The sequence below is a fragment of the Mycobacterium simiae genome, from assembly GCF_008370645.1.
Lineage (GTDB): Bacteria > Actinomycetota > Actinomycetes > Mycobacteriales > Mycobacteriaceae > Mycobacterium > Mycobacterium simiae_A.
This window is the reverse complement of the sequence record NZ_VTZN01000037.1, coordinates 1-24,952: the sequence shown is the minus strand read 5'-3', so window position 1 is coordinate 24,952 and position 24,952 is coordinate 1. Positions and strand designations below refer to the sequence as shown.

Here is a 24,952-nt window from a genome sequence, read left to right as displayed (position 1 = left end):
GTAATCGGGTTCCCGGTCGCGTCGGCGACCCCGTCTCCACAAATGTTCGACGACTTTGCTGCGCAGGTCACACCACGCGAAACGGCGGTGGGATGCCAATAAATTCTCGAGGTTCGGCGCGGTTAGCGCGCGGGAATGCGGTCAATAACGGCGGCCACGGCAGCGAGAACGTCGGCTTCAAATGCCGTCGAGACCGACGCACCATCGAGCAGGCGTCGGCGGATCGCACCGCCGGCGATATCGATGACAGCCAGCGAAATCAGCTCTCGGACGCGGGCTGGATCAGGGGCGCCGGATTGGCCGGCGAGTGTGCTGATGGCGTCACGGATGGCGATGTTGCCGCTGGCAAGGCGCAGTGCTTCGGGCGTATCGGGGTCTGTCAACACATCCGCCGGGCGAAAGGCAGCCAGCAGACGGGCATCGTGAGGTTGGCTGCGAGCGAAACCGATGATCCACCGCGCGGCACCAAGGGCCGCCTCGCGCAGATTGTTTCGGCGCAACTCTTCCAGCAACGGGCCTTGGAAGCGTTGCAGCGCTCGGTCCCAGGCTGCGGTCAGAATCTTGTCGCGCGAGCCGAAACGGTGGTAAAGCGAACCCATCGGGGCGCCACTTTGGGCGGCGATCGCCTCGACGGTGACTGCGCGCGCCCCACGTTCCAGTGCGATCGAGCGCGCGGCGTCGAGCATCACGTCAGTGTCGTGTTGGCGTGGCCGAGGCATCCCTACATTGTGCTCGAACTCAGACCGACCTTGATAGTTTTAGAGAGTTCCCTCTAAAATGGTGACAGCTTTCCCTGAAAGGAGTGCAACCATGAACACAGCCGAGTGGCGGCGTCTCTCCGATGACTGCCTGGATGGGTGGAACCGCCACGATGTCGACGATGTCGTGGCATGGTACGACGAGCCGTTCGTTTACCGTGATCCCAACACCAGAGGAGATATTCAGCGTCACGATGCGCTGCGTGATTATCTCACAAAGCTTTTCGAACGCTGGGAGATGACCTGGTCGACGTGCGAAGTGTTTCCGTTCGACGGTAGCGACGGTGCCGCAGTGACCTGGAACGCCACCTTTCGGCTCCGCACCGGTCCAGGCCGTGTCGACATTCGCGGCATCGACATCCTCGTGCTCCGCGACGGCAAGATTGCGCGCGACGACATCTTCTTCGACAGATCGCTGCTGACCGCCCTGGCAACCACTAGCGCGGCCTAGATTTTCCGTGATCGCAGGCGATGGGTGAGCGCTTGATCTCCGTGTTGATCTTCTGGTTGTGGTAGATCGCACATCGGCCCGGTCGACGGGCATTGAGACTGGTCGTCACAGGCGTCTATCGTTGCCCTGCAGCCATATTCGTCACAAGCCGATGCACTGAAGCTGCAACCACGGCGACACCGTCCCGCGCGTCCCCGCCAGCAGTAAACACACAACGCAGCCCAGCGCACGCTCCGCGCGGAGGAACTACTGCTCTAGTAGGAAGATTCGGCCCAGCTGCCTTGCGGATAGGGCGGAACTTGGCCGGCGAAGGTTCCGTCGGTGAGCGTGCACAGCGTGTCGGAGACGGTTCCCGCGTTCGCCAATGTCTTGGTCTCGGCACCTGGTACCACGCGCACCAGCACTGCCTGCCAGAAATAGGCGATACCGCCGTGTTCGTACCAAACAAACCAGTCGCTGCCGCGGAAGCCGGCACGAATCAGGCGCCGAAACGGCAACGAGGGATCGGTGGCCGCGTCCGTTTTGTTGAAGGGCGCGCCGATATCGGCAATGGGCGGCAGCAGTCTGAGCAGCTGCGGCGGTAGCTGTGTCACACTGCGCACTTCCTGGACGGGCGTCGCCAGTGGGCATTGCGTGTTAGGCATCGCTTGGGCGGGTGTTGACGTCGCGACAGCCATGATCAGGCCGGCGCCAAGCCACGGTGCCAAAGTTCGCCCGTTGAGTAACCAGCGCGCCATGTTTCGACTACCTACTTTAGTTTGTGCCCCTGAGGCTATCGTTTGTCGAGCCATGGCCATGGCTAACCCCCTAAGCCGCTAGTTGCCGGCCGGTCGATAGGCTCGGCGTGGCCGCCGAGGATGCTCTGCTGCGAACGGCAAGGAGGTGAACCGGTGAGCTGCCGAGACCAGGTGCTGATCACCGCCACGGAGCTGGCGAAGCTGATCAGGGCCGGCGAGCCGGTCACCATACTGGACGTGCGGTGGCGACTCGACCAACCCGACGGGCGTTCGGCCTACCTGCAGGGCCACCTACCCGGAGCGGTATACGTCTCGCTCGAGGAGGAACTGAGCGACCACAGGGTGGTCGGTCGCGGCCGTCACCCGCTGCCCTCCGGGGCACAGCTGCAGGCCGCCGCACGCCGCTGGGGAATACAGCAGGACAGGCTGGTCGTGGTCTACGACGACTGGAATCGGGCCGGTTCCGCCCGAGCATGGTGGGTGTTGAGCGCGGCTGGGATCGCGAACGTCCGCATCCTCGATGGTGGTCTCGACGCCTGGCGCTCAGCGGAAGCGGCCATGGATATCGGGCCAGTGGTGCCCGAGCCGGGGAATGCGACCGTGCGCCACCAGGATTTGTACACCGGAAGTCAACCGGCCCTAACGGCGCGGCAATCCCAGGCAAGGAACATGATGCTGCTCGATGCACGCGCACCCGAGCGCTTTCGCGGCGACATCGAGTCGGTAGACGCGGTTGCCGGTCACATTCCCGGCGCCAGAAACCTGCCCAGCAGTACCGTGCTCGCCGGGGACGGAACGTTTCTCGACGCTGCCGCGCTCGCCCGACTGTTGTCCCGTCACAGCATCGATCCCCGCCGCCCGGTAGGCGTCTACTGCGGCTCAGGTGTCACCGCTGCTGTCACTATCGCGGCGCTCGCCGCGTTCGGCTGTGGAGCGGCACTCTATCCTGGGTCATGGTCTGAGTGGAGTGCGGACCCGACCCTTCCGATTGCTCGCGGCGCCGAGTAGCCATGTTGCTATCACATCGGTGGCGTCCGCTAAGGTACTGACCCGGTGAAAGATCGGGCATCGTTTCGCGAGCTGCGGGTGTAGTTGTGGAGTATCTGACGCTAGACCAAATCAACGCGGCGGCGGACCGGCTGCAGCAGGTGATGCGCCTAACCCCAATCATCGCGTCGCGAATGTTGTCGGCTTGCACGGGCGAACGGGTGTGGCTCAAATGCGAGAACCTGCAACGCACCGGTTCGTTCAAGCCCCGCGGAGCCTACAACCGGATCGCCAATCTGAGCGCCGAGGACCGAGCTCGCGGAGTCGTGGCGGCCAGCGCGGGCAATCATGCACAGGGGGTCGCGTGGGCCGCGGCCCAGCTCGGGATCGCGTCGACGGTGTTCATGCCGGTCACAGTCGCGCTCCCAAAACTGGCTGCCACCAAGGCTTATGGTGCGCAAGTTCACCTCATCGGCGACACGATCGACGACGCGCTGGTCGCCGCGCGTGAATATGCGGAGCAACACGACGCGGTGTTGATCCACCCTTTCGATCACGCCGACATCGTCGCCGGCCAGGCCACGGTCGGGTTGGAGATCTTGAAGCAGGTTCCCGATGTCACAACCATCGTGGTGCCGACCGGCGGCGGAGGGCTGGTGGCCGGAATTGCCACCGCGATGCATTTTCTGGCACCACAGGTGCGGGTGATCGGAGTGCAGGCCGCGAATGCGGCAGCCTGGCCAATGTCGTTGGCCGCCGGACATCCGCTGCGCTTGGAGTCGATGTCGACGATGGCTGACGGCATCGCCGTTGCGTCGCCCGGAGCCATCCCCTTCGCCCATGTACAGGCGTTTGTCAACTCGATTCAAACGGTGAGCGAAGAGGCCCTATCGCGCGCACTGTTGTTGTGCATGGAGCGCGCGAAACTCATCGTCGAGCCGGCCGGCGCGGCGGCCGTGGCAGCGCTGATGACCCGGGTACCCGAACTTGACCTAAACGGCCCCGTTTGCGCCGTCTTGTCCGGCGGCAACATTGACCCACTGGTGTTAACCCATGTGATCACCCACGGCCTGCGTGCGGCCGGGCGCTACCTGGCGATAACAGTCACCATCCCGGACCGGCCCGGCGGACTCAGCAGGCTACTTGCTGCGGTCAGCGCGAGCGGCGTCAGCGTGCTCGACGTGGTGCACTCCCGTACCGCCCGCAAGCTGGCATTGGACGAAGTCGAGGTGCGGCTTACCCTCGAAACCCGGGGTCAGGCACATCGTGAGGATTTGCTGGCCACCTTGATCGAAGCGGGGTTCGTCGTGTCCGTGGAGGACAATTAGAGCTCGGTAGTGGCACTGCCGTTCGCGGCCAACGTCCGGCAACGACCGAGCCACCTATGGGGAATGCTCGTGGGGATAACGGCTGTCATGCTCTCGACACCTGGACGCACCCAGGCTCATGATGAGACCCTCGGACTCGGCTCGCCTTTCGCCCGCCACACCGAGCGGGAGAAATTGCCGAACGTCCAGACGCTGCGTCGTTCGAATTTCCAGTTGTGCGAGCACCCGGCACATCATTACCGGCTGGTATGTAAGCATCCAGGGAGGTCATGGTGAATACGAGCTATCTGATGGCGCTCGATGCCGGCGGCAGTGGCGGGCATTGCTTGCTCGTGGACGTGGTGGGGGGCGTGTTCACCCGCACCTTTCGCTCGTGGTCACACCCGGCGGCGCCCGAAACCGACGGGCTCGGTACGGATCTGGATCTGGACCTGGTCTCGGCGAGCCTCGCCGAAGCGGCCCGCGCGGCGCTTAACAACGCGGGCGCAACGCCGGATCAGGTGCTTGCCGTAGCGGCCACAAGCATGCGGCACACCACGGTGGTGCTCGACGCTGACGGGTGCGCCCTGCTGGCCACGCCCAACCGTGACGCCCGCGCCGCCGGCGAGGCCTGGCAGCTAGCGAGCGAGCATGGCAGCACCCTTTACGCGCGCACCGGTCAATGGCCCAGTCCCCTCGCTACCGCAGCGCGGTTGCGCTGGTTGGCAACGACGAACCCGGACGCGTGGGCGCGTGCCACGACGGTGTTCACGCTCAGCGACTGGATCGCCTACCGGCTTTGTGGCGAATCCGGCAGCGAGGCGTCGCAAGCCAGCTCCACCCTGCTTTTCGATATTGCGCAACGCGAGTGGGCGGCTGATCTCGTCGAGGAGCTGGGTATTCCGCGTCGCCTGCTGCCGGGCATACACCCTTCCGGCACATGCCTCGGCACGGTCACCACCGCAGCGGCGGCAATGTTCGGCCTACGCGCCGGGACTCCCGTCGTCGTGGGTGGCGCCGATAGCCAGTGCGCGTTGCTGGGCGCCGGTGCCGTAGCGCCCGGACAGGCGGGAGCGATTGGCGGCACCACGGTGCCCGTCCAGCTGGTCCTTGATCAGCCTGTCGTCGATATCCACGAGCGACTGTGGACCGGTTGCCATGTGCTGTCGGACCGTTGGGTGCTGGAGAGCAACGCTGGAGCGATGGGTGAAGCGCTGGACTGGTTTGCGCGAATCGTGTACCCGGATGCCGCGCATCCGGTGGCCCACTTCCTGACCGAAGCCGGACTGTCCGAACCGGGTGCGGCGGGCATTCTGTCCACTCTCGGCACCAGCGTGATGAATGCCCGCGAGCTGCGGCTGCCGACCGGCAGCCTGACCATGTCGCACCTGAGCACGGCACATGATCGGCAACGCCGGCACCACCTGGAGCGAGCCGTGGTCGAAGGCATGGCCTATGCGGTGCGCGCCAACCTCGAACAGTTACGCGACGTCGCACCGCCACCAGCAGATCCCGCACCCTTCCACCTCGCCGGGGGCATGTCGCGCAGTGCGGTATTCGCGCAGATAATCAGCGACGTCCTCGGCCAGCCTGTCCAAGTCGGCGCCACATCCGAATCGAGTGCGCTCGGCGCCGCGCTCTGCGCCGGGGTTGCCGTCGGAGTGTTCACTGACCTGGCCCAGGCCGCGCAGCGTCTTCGCGGCCAGGCACGAACGGTGCTGCCGGACAGCGAGCGGTTGACTGCCTACCAGCAGCTCTACAGCGGTTGGCAGAAGTTGCGTGCAGCCGGTGCCAGCGCCGAAACACTCGCGTCTCAGCTGATTTTGCCGTCAACACTCAAGGCGATGAGCCGTACTGCGGCTAAGCACCGACCGTGGCTGCGTCCGCGCATGCTGGTGACCGCGGAGCTGGACGACGAATCGCTGGCAACGTTGCGCGCTCTTGGCCACGTCGAATACGCGAGTTTTCGCACTGCGATGCGCCTACTCACCGGGCCAACCTTGGTCGAGGCGCTGGCCGGGGTGCAGGTGTTCATCACCGAAGTGGATGTGGTGGACGCCGACGCGGTGCGTCAGCTGCCTGACCTGAGAATCGTCGCCGCATGCCGAGGCACCGCAGTGAACGTCGACCTGGCGGCGTGCACCGCTTTCGGCATTCCCGTCCTGCACGCCCCGGGACGCAACGCCGACGCTGTCGCCGACCTCACCGTCGCGTTCTTGCTGATGCTGGCTCGACGCTTGCCCGCGGCGTCCGCGTTCCTCCGTCAGCCCGGGATCGCCGCGGGGGACATGGGCCGAATGGGTCAGGCATTCACCAGCCTGCAAGGCCGCGAACTCTGGCGCAAGACCATCGGTTTGATCGGCTTCGGCGCTGTCGGGCGCGCGGCGACCCGGCGCTTGCGCGCCTTCGGCGCACGCGTCCTGGTCTACGACCCGTACGTTAGCGTCGACCAGATCGTGCTGGCCGATGCCGAACCGGCGTCGCTAGATGCGCTGTTGGAAACCAGTGACTTCGTCAGCCTGCATGCCGCGGTGAGCGACCAGTCACGGGGGATGATGGACGCAGCCGCGCTGGCCCGCATGCGGCCGGGCACGTGCCTGGTCAACACGGCGCGAGCGGCGCTCGTCGACGAGGCGGCCTTGGCTGACGCCTTGCGCAGCCGACATCTCGGCGGTGCCGCACTGGATGTCTTCAGTGTCGAGCCCCCGGGGTCGGATCACCCGCTTCTGGCCCTCGACAATGTGATCGCGACGCCGCATGTCGGCGGCAACAGCATCGATGTGGCAGCGCATCAAGGGAGCATCATCGCCGCGGACGTGCGCCGGCTGCTCGTCGGCGAGGCACCGCACCACGTCCTGAACCCCGAAACCCTGCGTATCTTCGACTGGAACGTGGCACGCCCAACACCGGCACCCGACGTCCTCGAACAGCTGGCCCGCCAGCCGGGGCCCGCGGTGTCGGACCTGCAGCTCAACCGCGGTGCCGCCCCGAAGCCCCCGGCCCCGACCGAATCCGCCTCGCGTGCATCGACATTGGCTCCTGGTGCCGCGGTACCGTCGGAGGTGCGCGAGGGCATGCGGCGCATCCTGCAGGGTTTTGTCGAACGCATCGCACGCGATGCCGCGCTAGGCGCGTTTGCCGCAGGCAAATCCGTCACCCTGCATTTCACGCTTACCGACGTTGACCTGGCGTTCGTCCTGCAACTGCACGATGACATGATCACCGCTTACCTCGGCAACCCCAGCGAGGCGGCTGACGTCGAATTGCGCATGCGCGCAACAATTCTCGACGGGATGTTCACCGGCCGCGTAAATCCCCTACAGGCGGCCATGGGCGGCCGGCTTTCATTCAGCGGCGACACTGCCAAGGCCATGACGTTGCAGAACATGCAGAACGATCTGGCCCGGCTCTACCAGGAGGCTCGTGAAGAAGCCGGTGATCCGGGCGATCTGGCGGCCGTTCCCGAAGGCGCTGAAGCTGAGGCGACGGCGCGCCCCACGACCGCACGGCTAACGAGAGCGGCTGTCGGGACGGCGGGTGATATCCGCGACGAACTGCTGCAGACCGTGCACGAGCTGTATACCGCCGAGTTAATCACTGCCACCGGCGGTAACGTCAGTGTGCGCATCCCCGGAACCGACGAGCTCTGGATCACCCCGAGCCAGATGTTCAAAGGGGATCTGCGGCCGGAAATCCTGGTGCGCTTGAACCTGGACGGGCAGGCATTGGATACCGGCGCGCCATCGCCGTCGAGCGAGCGAATGATGCATTGCCGGGTATACCGTGCCCGCCGCGACGCTCAGGCCGTGGTGCATGCCCACGCGCCACACGCCACCGTGCTGGTCAACGCCGGATTGCCATTCCTGCCGGTTTCTACCGAAGCCGCGTTCTTCGGCGATATTCCGCGGGTGCCGTTTATCATGCCGGGCACTGACGAGCTGGCCCGTGCGGTGGCCGCGGCCATTCGAGATGGCTGGGCGGTGCTCATGCGCAACCACGGGCTGCTAGTCGCGGGCCGCAGTCTGCGGCGCGCCGCCGACATGGTCGAGATCATCGATCGGTCAGCCCAGATCATCCTTGGTTGCTATGCCGTCGGCAAAGAGCCGGCGATACTGCCTGATGATGTTGTCGAAATGCTGCAGCAGATGGGTGATCTCATGGCGTGACTCGACTACCGCGCCCAGCTGGGGCGGTGCCGGTTTGGGTCGCGAAATCAAGTTCGGCACAGATGCTTTCGGTTGGACGGCAAGCGCAATGGCTTTGTCGATTGTGGCCGGGCACAACGAACATACCGACCCGCAAACCGCCGATGACTGATGTGGTTGCCGTTGTGACGCCGAACCCTATGTCACCGCCCCGACGGTTACCCGGCCGTGCTGGCAAACGGTGGTTGCAAATGCTCGAACATGGGAAAATGCCGCACATTCAGAGTCGCCAGTTCCAGGCCCTGCACGTCCGCGGTTGCCGCGATGAGATAGTCGCCGAGTCCGATTCTATTGTGGCTGAGGCAGTATCGGCGCATCAGGTCTCCGGCGCGGCGCGCGATGATCTCCGTCGCCGGCTCCACGCGGAAAGATGCAAGCAGGCGCCACACGTCGCGCCGATCGACGGTCCGCATACCGCCGATCAGCTCTGCGATCGATACCACGCTAATTGTCAGAGGCCCGTCGTTTCTGACCTTGAGAAGCCAGTCGCGGGCCGCGGCGACACCTTGCAAATGCGCGATCAACACATCGGAGTCGACCAGGATCACGACGTTCGGCGCCACATTCGGGCAAGGTGTTCCTCACGATCACCGGGAAAACGCCCCGCCACGTCGAGGCCTCGAAGAGTGCCGAACGAATCGTCGATCGCTTTGAGATCCGAGGCCAGATTGTCGTCAGCGCTGGCCAGTGCACGCTGCAGCAGTTGGCGGATGAGCTCGGCCCGTGACACGCCTTCCTGTTTCGCCAACCTGTCCAAGCTTGCGGTCTGCCGCTCGTCGAGGTAGATATTGGTCCGACGCATACACCGCATCATACATCACTATTGTGCCTCTCCGAGGTGAAAGCGGTTGGACCAACCACGCCATCGGCATCGGCATCGGCACCGGCATCGGCATCGGCATCGGCAGTGAACACCCGGCCAGCCGACGGTGCGATGATGCCGGCCGACAGACACCAACGCCGCGGTGAATCTGGCCCGCTGTGGCCACACCCACAACGACTCTTGTCCACCCCCGGACCCCAAGCTGGGGGTACCGCCCGCTGCGGGGGAGCGGCCGGGCGACCAATGTCCGCCGACGGGACGGCGCTGGGCAACACCCTGGTGTTGGTGAAACCAGCCCGGACTACGCGGGAACCGGTGTTCTCACCGTAGCTGCGGCCTGAACTGACGAGCGCCCGAGCGGGCGGTGTCGGACAGCATCGCGCCGCTGTCCATCACCAACCAGGGGTGGCAGGCATGCCTGACGAATCAGCCTGGTCGCAGCCGCTACCGGGGGCCCGGTGCCGGTCACTATGTGTAACTTCACCGCCGAAGGCGAGGCTATTACGTTGCAGACGCCCAGAGCTGCACCTGACGGGCGGTCCTGGTGGACTAGATGGACGACAATGGTTGACCGCTAACGTGGTTGCTTGTGACTGACAACCCGCTCGAGGTAACGACGCTTGAGCAATTGCGCCGCCGCACAAGTTTGAAGTGGCGTGCTTACCCCGCCGATGTCTTGCCATTGTGGGTCGCAGAGATGGACGTCAATCTCGCGCCGGCGGTGGCCGAGTCCATCCACCAAGCCATCGACAACGGCGATACCGGATATCCTTTCGGAACTGGCTATGCCGAGGCGGTCGCTGAATTCGCTGCCCAGCGGTGGCAATGGCACGACATGTCGGTCGACCGCACGGCCATCGTGCCCGACGTGATGCTCGGTGTCGTGGAGACGTTGCGTCTGGTCACCGATCGCGGTGACACCGTGATAGTCAATTCACCGGTATACGCCCCGTTCTACGCATTCGTCTCGCACGATGGCCGTCGTGTGATGGAAGCGCCACTGGGTGCCGATGGCCGACTTGACCTGGACGCGTTGGCAGAAGCGTTCTCCCGAGCCCGTCGCTTCGGCGGTAACGTCGCCTATTTGTTGTGTAATCCGCACAACCCGACCGGAGCCGTGCACACCGCCGAGGAACTATGCAAGGTCGCCGAACGGGCGCGCCAATTCGGTGTCCGGGTGGTATCCGACGAGATTCATGCGCCGCTCGTGTTGCCTGGAGCGCGATTCACGCCGTATCTCAGCGTGCCTGGGGCCGAGAACGCGTTGGCGTTGATATCCGCGTCCAAAGCGTGGAATCTGTGCGGGCTGAAAGCAGCCCTGGCCATTGCCGGTGCCGAGGCAGCCAGCGACCTTCGCCGGATGCCCGAAGAGGTCAGTCACGGGCCTAGCCACCTGGGTGTCATCGCCCACACGGCGGCATTCCGCAGCGGCGGCGAATGGCTGGACGCGCTACTGCAGGGCCTGGACGCCAACCGAACGCTACTGGCTGATTTGGCCAGCCAGCACCTCCGCGGGGCGAAATACCTCTGGCCGCAAGGCACGTATCTCGCTTGGCTGGATTGCCGCCAACTCGGTTTCGATGACGAGGTGCGCGCTGGCCTCGCGGTGGTCTCCGACCTGTCCGGGCCGGCCCGGTGGTTTCGGGACCATGCCCGGGTAGCACTCAGTTCTGGCTACGTCTTCGGAACCGGCGGAGCCGGGCACGTACGCATCAATTTCGCGACGTCCCAAACCATCCTGACCGAAGCCATATCGCGAATGGGCCAGGCGCTGCTGGACTCCCGCTAGTGGTGGCGCACTGGTGAATTCGTCGGGGGTCGGTACGCGTCGAAACTGACGCCAGCGCGGAAAAACGCGAGAAGGCGTGACGCCAACGACAGTCTCGGCGCAGCGACCGCAATCCCCACCCCGGCGACCTGACCGACCAGACCGCTAGTGCTTGCGTGGGGCACTTCGCCGATCCAAACCCTCGATGACCCAGGTGGCCCATTCGATCTCCTGCCGGGTCCAGCGCAATCCCTGCTCCAAAGCGGCGCGGCCAAAGAAGCTGTCGTCGTCGTCGGACCAGTCGTGGGTGTCTCGAAGCTGCTCGTAGTGCGCGTGCTCCTGCTGTGCCGCAGATAACAGCGACTCCACATACTTGCGCGCCTGGCTCGGGGTGAGCTGGCCGAGTAGAAAGACACGCAATAGCGCGGCATTTCGAAGCGGCGGATCCTCCTGCGGAGACGTCATCCACCGATAGAGCTCAGCACGTCCCGCGTCAGTGATCGCATACTCCTTGCGCCCCCGCGGCCCGATATCGGATGCCTTGATCAATCCCGCTGCGGCCAGCTTGTTGAGCTCGCCATAGAGCTGGCTTTGGGTGGCCGGCCAGACGTTGTCCATCGACAGTTTGAATCTCTTCAGCAGGTCATATCCGCTGCCGGGCTGCTGGGAAAGCAATCCCAATGCCGCATGTCGCAGGCTCACGTCTCCATCTTAACCGTCCAGCCTTGACATGTCACTAATGAAATGACAGTATCGACATGTCAATAGTGGAATATATGCCAGGAGTTGAGATGGACTCGACGACCCGCCCGCAAGCCAAAGGCCCCGGCCGCGCGAATTTCATCGATACATTCCTCAAGTCGCCGTTCGCCGGAATAGCGCCGTGGGTGCTGCTCTCGATCCTGTCGGGACCTGGACGCTTCGCGGAAGCGACGCTCGCTGCCCTCGGGTTCTCACTGCTCGTCATGGTTGTCGGGCGCAGCCGTGGCATCAAGATTCACGCTCTGGAGATCTTCAGCGCCGTGTTCTTCGGGGCGCTCGCCGTCGTCGGCCTGCTTGCGACCGCCGGCGTCATCCAGTGGCTGGAATTGTGGGCTGGTGAGCTGACGAACATCGTGCTGGCTGGCTTCGCTTGGCTGACCCTGCTGATCGGAAAACCGTTCACCATCGCCTACGCCAAGGACACCACCTCACCAGAGCATTGGGACAGCCCGCTGTTCAAGCGGATTAACGGCGTGATCACGGCCGCATGGGCGAGCGCCTTCACCTTCGCAGCCGGTGCCGGCTTCGTCGGCGACTACGTCTTTCGCGACGCCGGCAACTTCTGGACTGGGTGGATTCTGCAGCTAGCGGCAATCTTCTTCGCGGTGTCGGTCACGGAGTTCTACCCAGGTTACGCCGCGGCCAAGGTCGACCTGGCCAACGGGCAACCAGCGCAGCTGCCTTCGATTGTTCAGATCATCCAGTGGCTACCAAAGTTCCTGGTAGTCACCGCAATCGTGGGTTTCTTCACCGACTCCGTTGATCTGATCATGGGCATAACGCTGATTGTGGTCGGCAGCCTGGGAGCCGGGATCGTGACGGCACTGTCACCTTCAAAACCGCGAAACATAGCGGCGGACTGAGGCTTAGAACCGGCGCTCGCCCCATCGCTTGATTCGCTCCACGCCCGCGACGACCTGCACATACCATCCGCCGTCGAAGCTGATCTCGTCCCGCGGAACCACCGCCACCCGCATATCTGGAACACCGTCGCTGACCCAGCGCATTTCCCCGTTGTCCATAGGCAAAAACCCGGCCGCGATGTATTGCGAATGACCGATTCCCGAGCCGAAACTCCACGATCCGCTCAGCCGGTAACCGCCGTCCACCGTCATCCCCTGCCCGTTCGGGAAAAACTGGCCTCCCATCGTGACGTGGTTGGCGTGCGCGGTGAACACCTCGGCAAAGCCCTCATCAGGAAGATAGCTCGCCGCAGCGAACGCCGACGGCAGGTTGGCAATGCCGATCCAACCGAATGACCCATCCTGCCAAGCCATTTCGATCCACGTCTCGATCATTTCGGGAAACGACGGCTCAATGCCGCCCGCCGCGACCGGATTGAAAGCCGACATCAGCCCGGTGGTCCACATTTGGTCGACGATCGCGTCCGTCAGCGTGCGGATGCGCTCGGATTCATCGGCCTGGGCCCGCACCAGCTCCCGCATGCCTCGCGCCAGCGCGGCGGTTGTCGAAGCCATCAGTTCGTCCTCACTCACTCCGGAAGGCCGAACAGCGAGCCCAATCAGTGCCTACCACGGCTGCAGCCGTCCCGGCCTTCCAGGGTTGCTGCGCAGCCGGCCAGAACCGCAAGAAAGCTCGACCGCAGCAGCGGCCGGGTAACCGACTCCAGGACCTTGCCGCCTGCCCGCGCCGGGTGCGTATAGCTGCTCAGCCAATCGACGTGGGTGCTGTTGCCTGACACACTGAAGGTTAGTGTGCCGCCGTGGTGGTTGAACGGCGGAAATGAGCGCACGATGAGGTAGGAATAGCTGCCCGGCCGGTCGAAGGCCGTGATTGCCTCCAGAAACCAGATGCCGATTCCGATCACCTCACGCACCGCGCCGGCTCCCGGCGGGGACGAATCCTTGGCCCACCCGGCCCTGAGGACCAACGGGGCTGCCGTCAGCACGTTCGGGTCAGCCAGCAGGTCGAAGACCTGCTCGATAGGTGCGGCGATGGTGCGCGCCACATGAATCTCGACCATGAGATCTCCTGTCCGGCCGATGCCGTGTACTGCCGCACATGTTAGACGCCGCCAACACATGGCTGGTAAGTGGCCGCAGTGGCAGGCACGATGGGTGGATGGATGTCGAAAGCGATCGGAAACGGCGCCGAGACGCTATCGCCGGCGCGGACCGCGTGATCGACATCTACCAACAACACGCTGCGTCATGGTCACACGATCGCCGAGATCTGCTCGAAAAGATTTGGCTTGACCGGCTTTTGAACTTGCTCCCGGCGAACTCCCAGGTGCTTGACCTCGGCTGCGGAACCGGCGTACCGATTGCCCATTATCTGATCGACCGTGGTTGCCGGGTGACAGGAGTGGATGCGTCGACGGCAATGATCGCCAGGTGCGTGAGTCGCTTCCCCACCCACGAATGGCATGTCGCCGACATCCGCAATCTGGCTCTGAACCGAAAGTTTGACGCAATCCTAGCCTGGGACAGCTTTTTTCATCTTCCCCAGGCCGATCAACGCCGAATGTTTGCCGCCTTCCAACAGCATGCCGCGCCAGGCGCCGCGCTGATGTTCACCAGCGGCACATCGGCCGGCGAGCTGATTGGCACCTATCAGGGTGAGCCGCTCTATCACGCCAGCCTGGATGCAGCCGAATACCGAGCGCTGCTGCACGGCAATGGGTTCGAAGTGGTCACGCACGTGGTGGAGGACCCCGGTTGTGGTCATCACACGATCTGGTTGGCGCGACTCAACTGAACAGCTCCTTGACCAGCAGACCTGGTGAAGCGCTTAGCATGTGGCCGCAACTACTGTCGTTACACAGGCGGATCGCACGGGAAGCGGTGGGTAGCGGCGCAACGCACGCCCGGCAAACAGGTCGAAAGGGGAAGCGATGACGCACAATTCAATTGGAACTCACCGGCGCCTGAGCCGCTCACCGCTTGACGGGACCCCAACCAGATCGCCGCGTACCGGGGTCGCCGCACTCTTGATCGGGGTCGGCACTATCCATTTCGTGGCACCCAAACCCTACGTATCGGGCGTTGCCGCCGCGACGTACCCAGGGGATCGCGGTCCTTGCGTCGAGACTGACGTGAGCGTCATACCTTCTCGCACTTTTCCGCGCTGGTGTCAGTCTCGACGGGTGTCGGAGGCGCGGTCAAAGCCCGGCGCCAACCGGCGGTGGCGGCGAGCGGTTCGAAGCCCGGCGCAATCGCTCTGGCCGAAGGCTCGCCATGAACTCGTTGTGGCTGGCCTCGTCACCCTGCGCCAGTGCGACCAAACCGCGAAGCCGCAGAGTTCGGGACGAATCCGGGATCGGTCGGCACCGATGCCAAGCGGTCGATGACCACGCGCGCTTCTCGCAGATCGGCCTCGGTCCCCTTGAGACCCGTTGCCATTGCCAATGGTGAACCGATTCGTCGGATCTCCCCCGGCCAGATCGATGGCCCGCTGCGCCAGTCGCCGAGCCTCCCGGACCTCACCGGCCTCCATTTCGCGTAGCTCCCCGCGTAGAACAGACCGACCGTGAGCGTCGGATCTCCGATTGATTCGATCAGCCCGATGAGCTCGCAGGCCAGCCTTGCCGCATCACGACCACGGCCGTTGACCACAAGCGCCATGATGCTCCCCGACATGCCGATCGCCAGCGAGAACTCGTCGCCGGCTACCGCGCACAGCTCGCGCAGTTCCTCAAAGCCCGTATCGCTGGCATCGCGCCCAGCTAGACATGCGGTTACACACAACAGCGTTAGCGGCTGGATCTGCATCCCCGCCCGGGCGAGGTGACGTTGGGGTCTACCTATTCAGCCGACGTCGCGCTCGCGGTAGAGGGCAGCGCCGGCGGTGACGCCCGCTCCGGCGGCGACGAACAAGACCTGCTTGTTCGCCGGGACTTGCTTACGCTGCCGCTCGAACGCTGCGGCCAGCGCGGCGGTGTGCATATGCTCGTCGTCGGCCACCTGTATGAGCTCGACCGGCACCTCCAGCCGGTTGGCCAGCGCGGCACGAAAACCATGCCGTGCCGGGGCAGCGACGATCAGGTCAATCGCCGAGAGCCGCACCGCATGCGCCTCCAAGCAGTCAGCCGCTGCTTGGGCGGCGGCGGCGGCAAACTGTTCATTCACGTCCGCCGACTCGCTGAACCGAAGGACGTTCCGCGCGTCAGCGAAACCGACTGTGGCACGAAATATCTCATCGCTCGCACCGTTTCCCGCGTTCACCCAGGACACCCGGCTTAGGCCGTAGTCGTCAGCTGTCCACCCACATAGCAGCGCCGCGCCGGCGGCCGAGAACGCAAAGTGCTCGCTCATCCCGTGACCGGGGTCGGCATCGCTGGCGACAATCAACGCGCGATTGATGCTGTGTGTTCGCAGGAATCCGTCGACGATTTGCAGCGCGGTCAACACGCCGCAGGCGCCGTTGGCGATGTCAAAGGAGAACGTGCCGTGAGCCCCGGCGTGTGGGTCTTCCGGGTTGGCCCCGATATCGTCCTGGATCAGCGCGGCCAGCGCGGGCTCACCCAGATTGCGGTCGCGGTAGATACCCGCGTTGACAATAAGATCCACGTCGTCGGGGTCACATCGCGCCTGCTGCAGACATTCTTTGGCCGCGGTGACCGCGAGATGCAGCGCACTGTGCCGATGCAGTAGTCCCGGGTGAGCGAGGTCGACTCGATCAATCACTGTGCCCATAACGGCTCACCATGTCCTCATCCAGCGTCACCAAGACAATCCCGATTTCCAACCCCGAAGCCAGGGCAATCAGCGCAATCCTTTCGCCGGGCGCGATGTGTCCGGCTTCGAGCTCCTCGACCAAGGCCACCGTGTGCGTGGTCGATGCCGTGTTGCCGTAGCGGTCCACCGTTATCACCGCATCGTGGCGGGGCGTATCCCCAAAAGACTCCGACATGCGGGCCATTCCCTTGCGGATCGCCCGCGCCGACGTCTGGTGGGTGATCACATGGTCGATGTCATGGATGGAAATGTCAGCGGTGTCGAGCACTTCCTGTAACAGCAGCGGGGTGTTGGCCATTGCGGCCTGGTGGATGGCCCGGGCGTTGGTGAACATTCGGGCGCCCGGGTCGTGTCCGCGGGGGTAGGCCAGGCACAGTCGGCTGTAATCGGCCACCGTGGTGAATCCTGCCAGCGCGATTCCCGCGGATCCGACGGGCGCCCGTTCCAGCAGCAACGCGGCGCCCGCATCGCCGAGGGTTAGCGAGGCCAACTCCTTGCTCATGATGTTGCGGATGTGGCGGGCGGCATTACGGCTGAGCTGCGAGATGTACTCGCCGCTGACGACCAAGCCGCGCTCGACCACGCCTTGGCGGATCCAGTTATTCAAAATGTTTACCCCAGTGAGCATTCCGGCGCAGGCGTTAGATATATCGAACGTCATCGCCCGGCGCGCCCCAATGCCGCGAGCGATAGCGCTGCTCATTGTCGGCTCGAGCCATTGGGTGAGGCCGCCGCGGAATTTGGTAATACTGCAGTTGATCACCACATCCAGCGATGCCGGGTCCTGCCGCGCGGTAGCGAGCGCGTTGAGCGCCGCGGCAGTCGCCAGGGTGTAGGAATCCTCGTCACCGACCGACACCCGGCGCTCCCGGATTCCGGTCAACCGTTCCAGGTCGATGTGGGTGTGATGACGAGTGGTAGCCATCAAATCATCTGTGGTGAGGTGAGTTTCGGGCAGATGCCGACCGGCGGCGGCTACCCGGGTGACGAACGGCGCGTGCGGCCCGTTGTCTGTCTCCATCACCAGCCAGTGCCGAGCCATGGGCTGAACCTCCTCTCGGTGGGTGCGGTCAACCCCGAAATTCGAGGACTTCTGTCACCGGGCGCCGCCTGGTGCGCTCGACGTGGTGGTCGTTGGCCGGTGACTGGCCGACTCGGATCAGCAGCTGCGGCTGACCCGCTGTCCCGGTGATCTGCGCGATAATGTTGCGGCTCATCGCGATCTCGGTCATGTGGGTCAACGTGCAGGTAGCCAGGCCCATCATGGTGCACTCGAGCAGCACCGCTGACAGCGCCTCACCGCAGCGCAATACGTCCACCGGTTCCTCCCCTTCGGTGGACAGCACCACGATCTTGGACTGGTCGTGATCGATGCCCGGGCGACGATGGCCCCCACCGGCGGGAGGAAACGCGCGGGCGACGTCGACTCGGGCTGCTTCTGAGCTGGAGACCAGTGCGCTTTCCGGCGCATGACTGGCGTCTGATGTGAAGGGGGAAGTCCACCAACGTAATTCGGATATGTACGTGGTGTCGTTGCGACGCAGCGTTTCGGTGAGCCGGGATGCCTCGGCCAGGGCCGGACGCTGATCGTCGGCCACCACGTCCAGCAGCACCTCATAGGGGATGACCGCGCGGCGCAGCACGGACTCGGTGGCCGCCCAGCGAACAGGCGGGCCGAACGGCAATCGGTCGGTGCGGCGCCGAGAGATCGCCTCAGCCCGGCGCCGGTGCTCTGCAGTGACGGTCGCTGCTGGCCGAAATTGCGATGTGGCCAGATGATATGGATTGTCCGGATCAGGAAACCGTTCGGTGGCGCTGTCCCAGCCCGCCGCGGACATGGCGACATGTAGGTGGTTTAGCACGGCACCACAGCTCAACATCAGCTCGCGGCCCGTGTGGTCGGTGGCCGGCATCGACCGGTTGGGGTCGGCCCACAGTTGCAGCGTCGCAGCTTCGGCAATCCACCGCCAGGGCTGACTGTTGTGCAGCGACGGGGCTTGGCACGCCAGCGCCACCGCCTCGCGGATTGCCTTGGCATCGGGCGCCCCGGACACCGTTGTCGCCGTCATACGCACCACCCTTTTCATCTGTGACGTCAACGCTAGGAAGCTGCGCGCGGCGCGGACAGGGCCGTTGGTCCTCGGCGAGAGGGGCCTTGGGCTCGCAACCATGGCCGTTACCAACGGCAGCGGCGCTGGCGCTAGCTGGCGTCGAGCCAGGCCTCGTAGGCTTGACGCAGTGAAAGCTCGAGGGGCCGTGAGGTATCCAGCCGGTGCGCGGTAGACCAGCCGTGCTGTTGAGCCGCTAATGTTGCGGCGATCTGCGGTGTCGCATCAGAAGTGCCGGGCTGCCGCGTCTTGACCCTGGCGGTCGCCGTGTCGACCGGCACGGCGCACAGCAGTTCCACAGCCGCCGAATGCGTTTCCGCCGCCAGGAGATGAGCTTGCGCCCGCAGGCGCGGATCGCGCCAGGTCGCATCGAGGATCACCGATTGCCCATTCACCAGGCTCAGCCGTGCCCGGCGTAGCACTGCCGCATAGACGGCCGTGACGTTCTCCGGGCTGTACAGCCCGGCGTCCAAGACACCCGGCTCGCCGCTGATGGTGCCTGACTCCCGCAGCTCGCGGCGCACGTCATCGGTTGAGATAACTTGGGCGCCAACCTGTTCGGCAAGCGCGCGGGCCACTGTCGACTTTCCGGTGCCCGGATTGCCGCCGACAAGTGCTAGCCGCACGGCGGCGTCTTCCAGGTGCCCGGTTGCGATGGCCAGGTGCCGAGCGGCGTCGGCCGCGGCTGCCGATTTGCCCTGTGAATGCCGCACGCAGTCGACCTTGGCCCGGACTACCGCGCGGTAGGCGATGTAGAAGTCGCGCAGCGGCTTCGGCGCCGCATCGCCGGTGTGGGCGCTGTAGCGGTCCAGGAAATAGTCGCCAAGGTCTTTGCGGCCCAAGAATTCCAGGTCCATGGCCAAGAAGGCGGCATCGTCGATCCGGTCGAGGTAGCGAAGCTGGTCGTCGAACTCCAGGCAATCAAGCAGGGCCGGCCCGCCGGCCACGCAGAAGATGTCGTCGGCCAGCAGATCGCCGTGGCCGTCGACCAGGCAGCCCTCCGCTATCCGCCGGGTGAAGAGCGGCGCCCGACCGGAGATGAATTCAGTGACAAGCTGCTTAATCCGGCCGATTGCATTGTCGGAGAACGCACTACCCGCATAGCCGTGAAGTTCCGTCAGGTTCTGGCTCCAGCGTTGGTCGACCGCACTGGCCTCCCCCATGGCGTTAATGAACCGGCCCCGCTCAGCTTGCTGGTGGAATCGGGCCAGCACCCCGGCGATGGCGTCTAGAACGGCACGAATGGACTCGTCCGGTCGCCCCTGCTTGATCAGCGACGCCAACCGGTCGCTGTCGCGATAGCGTCGCATGACAACGACCGGTTCTGCGGCGCCTCCGGTGGGATCGGAGAGATACGCGACGCCCAGATAACTGGCAGGCGAGAGCCGGCTGTTCAACTCGACTTCACGCAGGCAGGCCCGCGTGCGTTGGTCAGCTGTGCGGAAATCCAGGAAGTCGGTCAAGACCGGCTTTTTCGCCTTGTACGCTTTATCGCCGGCCAGCACCACCACCCCGGTGTGAGTTTCGTGCAGATCGACATAAGGTACGAAAGCCGTTGTCGGTGATTCGGTTGTAGCTCTGTCGGCGCTGATCACGGCCTCCATGGTGCTAGTGCTTATCGACACGGCTCACGACGGACGGGCCACGATCACCGGTGTGCGAATCGAGTGGACCACCGCGTTGCTGACCGAACCCAGCAGCATGCTCGCGAAGCCACCCCGGCCGTGGCTACCGAGTACCACAAGCTGGGCGGTTTGGGCTTGTTGAATCAGCTCGCGGGCCGGCCGATCACACATGACGAGCCGATGGACTGTGACGTCGGGATAGCGCTCTCGCCAGCCGGCCAGCCGCTCGGACAGGGTTTCCTCGGCTTCGCTCTTGACTGTCGCCCAATCCAACCCTGGCAGGTCGACCACTTCCAGGTCGCTCCAGGCGTGCACCGCCTGCAACGCCACACCGCGACGCGACGCTTCGTCGAACGCAATAGCCGTCGCGAGCTCGGAAACCGGCGAACCATCGATTCCCACCAGTATGGGAGCTTGCTCGGGACGTGCGGGATGGGGCAGGGACGGATCTTGGTCGCGAATGACAGCGACCGGACACTTCGCGCGGCGCAACAGACCGGAACTGACCGAGCCCAGGAACGCGCGGCCCACCGCTGTGCGCCCGTAGCTGCCCACGACCACGATCTGTGCTTCGTCGGACAGCTCTACCAGGGTCGGCACCGGCGGCGACCATCTCAGCTCGCTGTTGATCGTGGTGGGTCGCAGTGTCTTTAGGCTGTCTTCGGCGATCTTGACGGAGTGCTCGAGGACCTGGCGGGCGTCTTCTTCCTGCCAGGTGGCCATGCCGGCGGACAACGGCATCTCGGGCCACATCGGCACGGCCGCGTTCACCATATGAACCAAGTTCAGCGGAATATGGCGGATCGCGGCGTCACCGGCCGCCCAGCCGACTGCTGCGTTCGATGCGGCGGATCCATCGACAGCGACGACAATGCCAAGGCGTTTCATGGTTGCAGACATTTCGGTCTCCCTTGGTCAGCGCAAACGCTATTGCTCCGCGCGTCGATGGTCGTGAGGCTTTGGTCACCAACCACATGGCCATCGTGCCTCCGTTGCGCCGCAGTGACCAACTCCTGGATAGGTGAGGCCAAACGGCCCTGCTGACAGCCGGCGACACCCCAATAGCCTCTGAGATGATGGCTCGAGGCGATCGGCGTCGGCTGTCCGATCGGGAGGGTTAATGAACCATCCACGTTCACCCAAGCGAATCGTCGTGGGTATCGACGGGTCCGACGCAGCGATCAACGCCGCCAGGTGGGCTGTCGCCGAGGCCATCAGTCATGACATCCCGCTGCGTCTGATCCATGCCATCCTCCACCGTGACGATGCCCCCGCCGGTGATGAAAGCTTGGATATCGAGTACGCCGAAACTGCGCTGCACGGCGCGGCAGCAGCGCTGCACGCCATGGGCAAGCCGGTCGAAGTCGAAACCGACATCGTACCCGGCACACCGGCCGGCTCCTTGGTCGACGAATCACGTTGTGCCGCAATGGTTGTCGTAGGATCTGTGGGTATCGGGCGGGTCGCCCGCAAGTTGCTCGGCTCCACTGCCGACGCGGTGGCTCAGGGATCGCATTGTCCCGCGGCAATTCTTCGCGCCGGCCGCGACGATGTGGTACCGGATTCAGCCTGGATCGCTGTGGTCGTCGACGATGCACCGGGCAACGACGCCGTACTCGAGCACGGCTTCCGAGAAGCGCGCCTGCGCGGGGCGCCGATTTTGGCGATGGGTGTCTGGCGCTGGGGTTTGGGTGAAATTCCGTATGAGCAGCTGGATCGACGCCTTGATCGTTGGGTTTCTCGCTATCGAGATATCCACGTTCAACCGGTCGCCGCGCGACACGGAGCCGCGGAGTTTCTCGCCGGCACCGAAGAACCCGTCCAATTGGCTGTGGTTGGCGGCGATGTTGCCGGGGAGGTCGCGCGCATAGTTGGTCCCGTCGCCGCCCACTTGCCGCGCCGCGCCGGGCATTCGGTGCTCGTGGTGCCCCATTGACTCAGCCGCGCAGCGGACCGACGCTGCTACAGATCGCAACGGGTCTCAGCGGTCGGTCAAGGGCGCGGTCCAGTGGACCTGGGTCCCGCCGCCAGCGGCACTGCTGATGGCGCAGCTGCCGCCCAGCTGTTCGGCGCGGTGCGCCATATTGGCCAGACCGCTGCGTCGCGTGTTGTCGGTGGGCACCCCGCAGCCGTTGTCGATGATGTCGAGGATGAGCATGTCCGCGACATTGACTTCGACAGTTAGCCGGGTGGCGCCAGAGTGGCGCAGGGCATTGCTGACAGCCTCCGTCGTCACCGCTTCGGCGTGGTCGGCAAGCTCACCGTCAACGGCCGCCATTGGGCCGGTGATATGCACGGTCGTGACAATGTCGCGGTTATCGGCCAAGTCGGCAACCACGCGCTGTATGCGATGCCGGAAACTGCCGTCCTGCCCAGGCGGGGTTTTCAGCTGGAAAATCGTGCTGCGAATCTCCTCGACGATGGTTTGCAGATCATCGAGCGTGCGCTGGATCCGGGCGACGACGTCCGGTGAGCGTGCTCGTGCCAGCGTGCCCTGCAAATCCATGCCCGCGGCGAACAATCTTTGGATCACGTGGTCGTGCAAATCATGGGCGATACGCTCGCGCTCAGCCAGGATCGTCAGCTGCCGGGTGTTCTCGCGGCCGGACGCGAGCACCAGCGCTATCGCGGCGTGCGAAGCGAAATCGCTCACCAGGTCGTAATAGCTGGCGTCGAAAGGCGGCTGCTGCGGACCGCGCGCAACGGCGATCACCCCGGCAACCTCATCGTCGGCGCGCAGCGGCATGACGATCGCGGGGCGCTGCCCGGCATCGGTGAACGCCTGGATGGGGTGACTAAACGCCTCGGTGATCAGCGGTTGGCAGGAGCGAAAGACCGCGCCGGTGTTCGAGCCGTCCACCGGCACGCGCTGGCCGATGACGTCATCGGCATACCGCCCCACCGCGGCAGCAATCACCAGCGTGTCGACCTCGTCAGCGGGCAGCTCGGCGTCGCTGGGAACAAGCACAATCGCCTGTTCGGCATCAGTTAGCGCGCGTGCGCGCTCAGCGATCAACTGCAACGGATGCCGCTCCGGCTCAGTCCTGGCCAACAGCGCGGTGGTGATCTCGCGGCTGGCCTCCATCCACTTCACCGACGCCCGCTCGCGCTCGAAGACCCGCGCATTGTCGACGGCCACCCCCGCCGCGAAAGCCAATGCGCGAGCGGCGAATTCGTCGGCTTCAGCAAACACCCGCCCTGGCTCGTCATGAGTCAGATAGAGGTGCCCGAATACCGTTCCCCGGATCGTGATCGGTACCCCGAGAAATGCCCGCATCGGGGGGTGATACTCGGGGAAGCCGCAGGCTGCCGGATGCATGGTCAGATCGTCGAGACGCAACGCAGGAGCTTCGACGAGCGACAAGCCCAGCACACCTTTGCCTACCGGCAGATGGCCGATCCGCCGCGCGGTCTCCGCGTCGATTCCGGCGTGGACAAAAGAAATCAACATTCCGTCCGGGTCACGGACAGCCAGCGCGCCGTAGGGGGCGCAGGTCAACTCTCGGGCCGCGAGGACGATCCGACGCAACGTTCCGTCGAGGTCCAGATCTGAGCCGATCTCGACGATCACGCGCAGCAACTGCTCCATTTGATCGCGACCCGCCAGCAACTCGTCGAGTTGCGCGTGCATTCTGCCTACCAATTCAGGCTGACCCAGCCCCGAAAATGCTGAGCCGCTCTTGTCACCGGCCACCTCACCCTTTCACCCTCCACGCCTCCCGGCTTCGGACAGCTGGCGTTGCAAGGGGACAACACTTAGATGCCGCCGTACAGCTTAGTCACCTCGCGGTCAGACAGCCACCATGCAGTGGCTTGGCGGTGCTGCCAGCAACGCCACATTGCATGGCGAAGTAGAGTTAGGATCCTCCGTCACAGTGCAAACGTATCCGTAGGCCGTCAGTTCGCCGCCGACGGTGGTGCGGACCCTTGGCCCAACCTCGACGCGAATACCGCTGCCTGTGTCCTGCGCTCCATGCCGAGTTTGGCTAGCAGGCGGGACACGTAGTTCTTCACCGTTTTCTCGGCTAGAAACATCCGGGCGGCGATCTGCCGGTTCGTCAATCCCTCGCTGAGGTGCCCGAGCAGCGTTCGCTCTTGGTCGGTCAACCCGGACAGCGGGTCTGGGTGCTCGGCCCCGCCGCGCAGCTTCGCCATCAGCGCGGCGGCCGCACGGTTGTCCAGCAGGGATTTCCCGGCGCCCACATCTTTGATCGCCCGGGCCAGCTCCATGCCCTTGATGTCTTTCACCACGTAGCCGCTGGCGCCGGCCAGAATAGCGTCCAGCATCGCCTCATCGGAGGTGAATGAGGTCAGCATCAGACACCGCAGCTGCGGGTGCTCGGACAGCAGGTCACGGCACAATTCGATGCCGTTACCATCGGGAAGACGCACGTCAAGCACTGCGACATCGGGCTGCAAGGCCGGGATTCTGGCCATGGCTTCAGAGACGGAGCCTGCTTCTCCGACGATCTGTAGGTCAGCATCGGAGGCAAGCAGATCAGCAAGTCCACGACGAACAACTTCATGGTCATCGACCAAGAAAACTCTCACCATGGCAAGTCCCTCCGCGCGACGGTGTGACCTTGAGCATCACGAAGCCGTGAGCTACAGCCTCCACTCCTCATAATTCCCCACGATCACCAACATTAGATAGCCCGCCGCGTGCACGATGCTGGTTGGCGCATCACCAACGCCCGGCGAACCGGGGCTTTAGCCTCAAACCA

22 protein-coding genes and 1 pseudogene are annotated in these 24,952 nt (G+C 64.4%); 8 read left to right on the top strand and 15 right to left on the bottom strand.

Translation table 11 applies throughout. The features are described 5' to 3' along the window. Positions 1-122 precede the first annotated feature (122 nt). Entirely contained in the window at positions 123-719 is a 597-nt protein-coding gene (locus F0Q45_RS08665; protein WP_149653551.1) for a TetR/AcrR family transcriptional regulator, read from the bottom strand. 91 nt (positions 720-810) lie between these two features. Between F0Q45_RS08665 and F0Q45_RS08660 the strand changes: the two genes are divergently transcribed. Beyond that, positions 811-1,209 (top strand): nuclear transport factor 2 family protein, encoded by a 399-nt coding sequence (locus F0Q45_RS08660; protein WP_188112842.1) that lies wholly within the window; start codon positions 811-813, stop codon positions 1,207-1,209. Between the two features lie 254 nt (positions 1,210-1,463). Here the strand turns inward: F0Q45_RS08660 and F0Q45_RS08655 are convergent, their stop codons facing one another. Next, on the bottom strand, positions 1,464-1,946 hold the full coding sequence (locus F0Q45_RS08655; RefSeq protein ID WP_262490920.1) for a hypothetical protein: 483 nt from the start codon (positions 1,944-1,946) through the stop codon (positions 1,464-1,466). A 153-nt stretch (positions 1,947-2,099) separates the two neighbouring features. Here F0Q45_RS08655 and F0Q45_RS08650 point away from each other — a divergent pair, with 153 nt between their 5' ends. The 3 genes from F0Q45_RS08650 (at position 2,100) to F0Q45_RS08640 (ending at position 8,406) form a co-directional block, all read left to right on the top strand. Beyond that, complete coding sequence (locus F0Q45_RS08650; RefSeq protein ID WP_149653549.1) at positions 2,100-2,954, top strand: sulfurtransferase; 855 nt, start codon at positions 2,100-2,102, stop codon at positions 2,952-2,954. 143 nt (positions 2,955-3,097) lie between these two features. Further along, positions 3,098-4,261, top strand: coding sequence for a threonine ammonia-lyase (ilvA, locus tag F0Q45_RS08645; protein WP_223163889.1), 1,164 nt, complete (start codon positions 3,098-3,100; stop codon positions 4,259-4,261). 272 nt (positions 4,262-4,533) lie between these two features. Next, positions 4,534-8,406 (top strand): NAD(P)-dependent oxidoreductase, encoded by a 3,873-nt coding sequence (locus F0Q45_RS08640; RefSeq protein WP_188112841.1) that lies wholly within the window; start codon positions 4,534-4,536, stop codon positions 8,404-8,406. Positions 8,407-8,603: 197 nt separating this feature from the next. Here F0Q45_RS08640 and F0Q45_RS08635 read toward each other — a convergent pair whose 3' ends face one another. Both F0Q45_RS08635 and F0Q45_RS08630 read right to left on the bottom strand, forming a co-directional pair. Next, positions 8,604-8,993: a type II toxin-antitoxin system VapC family toxin gene (locus F0Q45_RS08635; RefSeq protein WP_149653547.1), complete on the bottom strand. Its 390-nt coding sequence runs from the start codon at positions 8,991-8,993 to the stop codon at positions 8,604-8,606. Further along, positions 8,990-9,247 (bottom strand): ribbon-helix-helix domain-containing protein, encoded by a 258-nt coding sequence (locus tag F0Q45_RS08630; protein WP_149653546.1) that lies wholly within the window; start codon positions 9,245-9,247, stop codon positions 8,990-8,992. Before F0Q45_RS08630 ends, F0Q45_RS08635 begins: the two co-directional genes overlap by 4 nt. A gap of 610 nt (positions 9,248-9,857) precedes the next feature. Here F0Q45_RS08630 and F0Q45_RS08625 point away from each other — a divergent pair. Then, positions 9,858-11,057 carry a MalY/PatB family protein gene (locus tag F0Q45_RS08625; protein WP_149653545.1) on the top strand — a complete coding sequence of 400 codons (1,200 nt, stop codon included), beginning with the start codon at positions 9,858-9,860 and terminating at the stop codon, positions 11,055-11,057. 144 nt (positions 11,058-11,201) lie between these two features. Here F0Q45_RS08625 and F0Q45_RS08620 read toward each other — a convergent pair whose 3' ends face one another. Beyond that, a complete protein-coding gene (locus tag F0Q45_RS08620) occupies positions 11,202-11,738 on the bottom strand; it encodes a PadR family transcriptional regulator (RefSeq protein ID WP_149653544.1) in 537 nt (178 codons plus the stop codon). 89 nt (positions 11,739-11,827) lie between these two features. On the opposite strand from F0Q45_RS08620, the gene F0Q45_RS08615 reads away from it, so the two are divergent. Then, complete coding sequence (locus F0Q45_RS08615) at positions 11,828-12,661, top strand: hypothetical protein (protein ID WP_149653543.1); 834 nt, start codon at positions 11,828-11,830, stop codon at positions 12,659-12,661. 42 nt (positions 12,662-12,703) lie between these two features. Here F0Q45_RS08615 and F0Q45_RS08610 read toward each other — a convergent pair. Next, positions 12,704-13,276 (bottom strand): annotated as a pseudogene (locus F0Q45_RS08610) (acyl-CoA dehydrogenase family protein); the annotation flags it as partial. Positions 13,277-13,320: 44 nt separating this feature from the next. Then, positions 13,321-13,782 carry an SRPBCC family protein gene (locus F0Q45_RS08605; RefSeq protein ID WP_149653542.1) on the bottom strand — a complete coding sequence of 154 codons (462 nt, stop codon included), beginning with the start codon at positions 13,780-13,782 and terminating at the stop codon, positions 13,321-13,323. Between the two features lie 98 nt (positions 13,783-13,880). Here F0Q45_RS08605 and F0Q45_RS08600 point away from each other — a divergent pair, with 98 nt between their 5' ends. Further along, positions 13,881-14,516, top strand: coding sequence for a class I SAM-dependent DNA methyltransferase (locus F0Q45_RS08600; protein WP_149653541.1), 636 nt, complete (start codon positions 13,881-13,883; stop codon positions 14,514-14,516). 503 nt (positions 14,517-15,019) lie between these two features. Here F0Q45_RS08600 and F0Q45_RS08595 read toward each other — a convergent pair. The 6 genes from F0Q45_RS08595 to F0Q45_RS08570 form a co-directional block, all read right to left on the bottom strand. Continuing rightward, complete coding sequence (locus F0Q45_RS08595; RefSeq protein WP_149653540.1) at positions 15,020-15,529, bottom strand: hypothetical protein; 510 nt, start codon at positions 15,527-15,529, stop codon at positions 15,020-15,022. A 36-nt stretch (positions 15,530-15,565) separates the two neighbouring features. Beyond that, on the bottom strand, positions 15,566-16,453 hold the full coding sequence (locus F0Q45_RS08590) for a 3-oxoacyl-[acyl-carrier-protein] synthase III C-terminal domain-containing protein (RefSeq protein WP_149653539.1): 888 nt from the start codon (positions 16,451-16,453) through the stop codon (positions 15,566-15,568). After that, positions 16,437-17,537 carry a 3-oxoacyl-ACP synthase III family protein gene (locus F0Q45_RS08585; RefSeq protein ID WP_149653538.1) on the bottom strand — a complete coding sequence of 367 codons (1,101 nt, stop codon included), beginning with the start codon at positions 17,535-17,537 and terminating at the stop codon, positions 16,437-16,439. The genes F0Q45_RS08590 and F0Q45_RS08585 overlap by 17 nt, the downstream gene beginning before the upstream one ends. A 28-nt stretch (positions 17,538-17,565) precedes the next feature. Beyond that, positions 17,566-18,564, bottom strand: a complete 999-nt coding sequence (locus F0Q45_RS08580; protein WP_149653537.1) for an Acg family FMN-binding oxidoreductase — start codon at positions 18,562-18,564, stop codon at positions 17,566-17,568. Between the two features lie 131 nt (positions 18,565-18,695). Next, positions 18,696-20,207: a bifunctional aminoglycoside phosphotransferase/ATP-binding protein gene (locus tag F0Q45_RS08575; protein WP_149653536.1), complete on the bottom strand. Its 1,512-nt coding sequence runs from the start codon at positions 20,205-20,207 to the stop codon at positions 18,696-18,698. A 24-nt stretch (positions 20,208-20,231) separates the two neighbouring features. Continuing rightward, positions 20,232-21,128, bottom strand: a complete 897-nt coding sequence (locus tag F0Q45_RS08570) for a universal stress protein (RefSeq protein ID WP_149653535.1) — start codon at positions 21,126-21,128, stop codon at positions 20,232-20,234. 220 nt (positions 21,129-21,348) lie between these two features. Here F0Q45_RS08570 and F0Q45_RS08565 point away from each other — a divergent pair, with 220 nt between their 5' ends. Then, positions 21,349-22,164 carry a universal stress protein gene (locus F0Q45_RS08565; RefSeq protein WP_149653534.1) on the top strand — a complete coding sequence of 272 codons (816 nt, stop codon included), beginning with the start codon at positions 21,349-21,351 and terminating at the stop codon, positions 22,162-22,164. Positions 22,165-22,209: 45 nt separating this feature from the next. Here F0Q45_RS08565 and F0Q45_RS08560 read toward each other — a convergent pair whose 3' ends face one another. Both F0Q45_RS08560 and dosR read right to left on the bottom strand, forming a co-directional pair. Beyond that, positions 22,210-23,859 (bottom strand): sensor histidine kinase, encoded by a 1,650-nt coding sequence (locus F0Q45_RS08560; protein WP_149653560.1) that lies wholly within the window; start codon positions 23,857-23,859, stop codon positions 22,210-22,212. Positions 23,860-24,125: 266 nt separating this feature from the next. Further along, a complete protein-coding gene (dosR, locus tag F0Q45_RS08555) occupies positions 24,126-24,782 on the bottom strand; it encodes a hypoxia response regulator transcription factor DosR/DevR (protein WP_149653533.1) in 657 nt (218 codons plus the stop codon). Between the last annotated feature and the right edge of the window lie 170 nt (positions 24,783-24,952).

Excerpts from the sequence above, each read along its gene's own strand:
- F0Q45_RS08665 (WP_149653551.1), bottom strand. The coding sequence starts at position 719 with ATGCCTCGGCCACGCCAACACGACACTGACGTGATGCTCGACGCCGCG.
- F0Q45_RS08605 (WP_149653542.1), bottom strand. The coding sequence starts at position 13,782 with ATGGTCGAGATTCATGTGGCGCGCACCATCGCCGCACCTATCGAGCAG.
- F0Q45_RS08580 (WP_149653537.1), bottom strand. The coding sequence starts at position 18,564 with ATGACGGCGACAACGGTGTCCGGGGCGCCCGATGCCAAGGCAATCCGC.
- F0Q45_RS08575 (WP_149653536.1), bottom strand. The coding sequence starts at position 20,207 with ATGGAGGCCGTGATCAGCGCCGACAGAGCTACAACCGAATCACCGACA.
- F0Q45_RS08595 (WP_149653540.1), bottom strand. The coding sequence starts at position 15,529 with ATGCAGATCCAGCCGCTAACGCTGTTGTGTGTAACCGCATGTCTAGCT.
- F0Q45_RS08660 (WP_188112842.1), top strand. The coding sequence starts at position 811 with ATGAACACAGCCGAGTGGCGGCGTCTCTCCGATGACTGCCTGGATGGG.
- F0Q45_RS08600 (WP_149653541.1), top strand. The coding sequence starts at position 13,881 with ATGGATGTCGAAAGCGATCGGAAACGGCGCCGAGACGCTATCGCCGGC.
- F0Q45_RS08630 (WP_149653546.1), bottom strand. The coding sequence starts at position 9,247 with ATGCGTCGGACCAATATCTACCTCGACGAGCGGCAGACCGCAAGCTTG.
- F0Q45_RS08615 (WP_149653543.1), top strand. The coding sequence starts at position 11,828 with ATGGACTCGACGACCCGCCCGCAAGCCAAAGGCCCCGGCCGCGCGAAT.
- dosR (WP_149653533.1), bottom strand. The coding sequence starts at position 24,782 with ATGGTGAGAGTTTTCTTGGTCGATGACCATGAAGTTGTTCGTCGTGGA.
- F0Q45_RS08590 (WP_149653539.1), bottom strand. The coding sequence starts at position 16,453 with ATGGGCACAGTGATTGATCGAGTCGACCTCGCTCACCCGGGACTACTG.
- F0Q45_RS08655 (WP_262490920.1), bottom strand. The coding sequence starts at position 1,946 with ATGGCGCGCTGGTTACTCAACGGGCGAACTTTGGCACCGTGGCTTGGC.
- F0Q45_RS08585 (WP_149653538.1), bottom strand. The coding sequence starts at position 17,537 with ATGGCTCGGCACTGGCTGGTGATGGAGACAGACAACGGGCCGCACGCG.
- F0Q45_RS08560 (WP_149653560.1), bottom strand. The coding sequence starts at position 23,859 with ATGCACGCGCAACTCGACGAGTTGCTGGCGGGTCGCGATCAAATGGAG.
- F0Q45_RS08570 (WP_149653535.1), bottom strand. The coding sequence starts at position 21,128 with ATGTCTGCAACCATGAAACGCCTTGGCATTGTCGTCGCTGTCGATGGA.
- F0Q45_RS08565 (WP_149653534.1), top strand. The coding sequence starts at position 21,349 with ATGAACCATCCACGTTCACCCAAGCGAATCGTCGTGGGTATCGACGGG.
- ilvA (WP_223163889.1), top strand. The coding sequence starts at position 3,098 with ATGCGCCTAACCCCAATCATCGCGTCGCGAATGTTGTCGGCTTGCACG.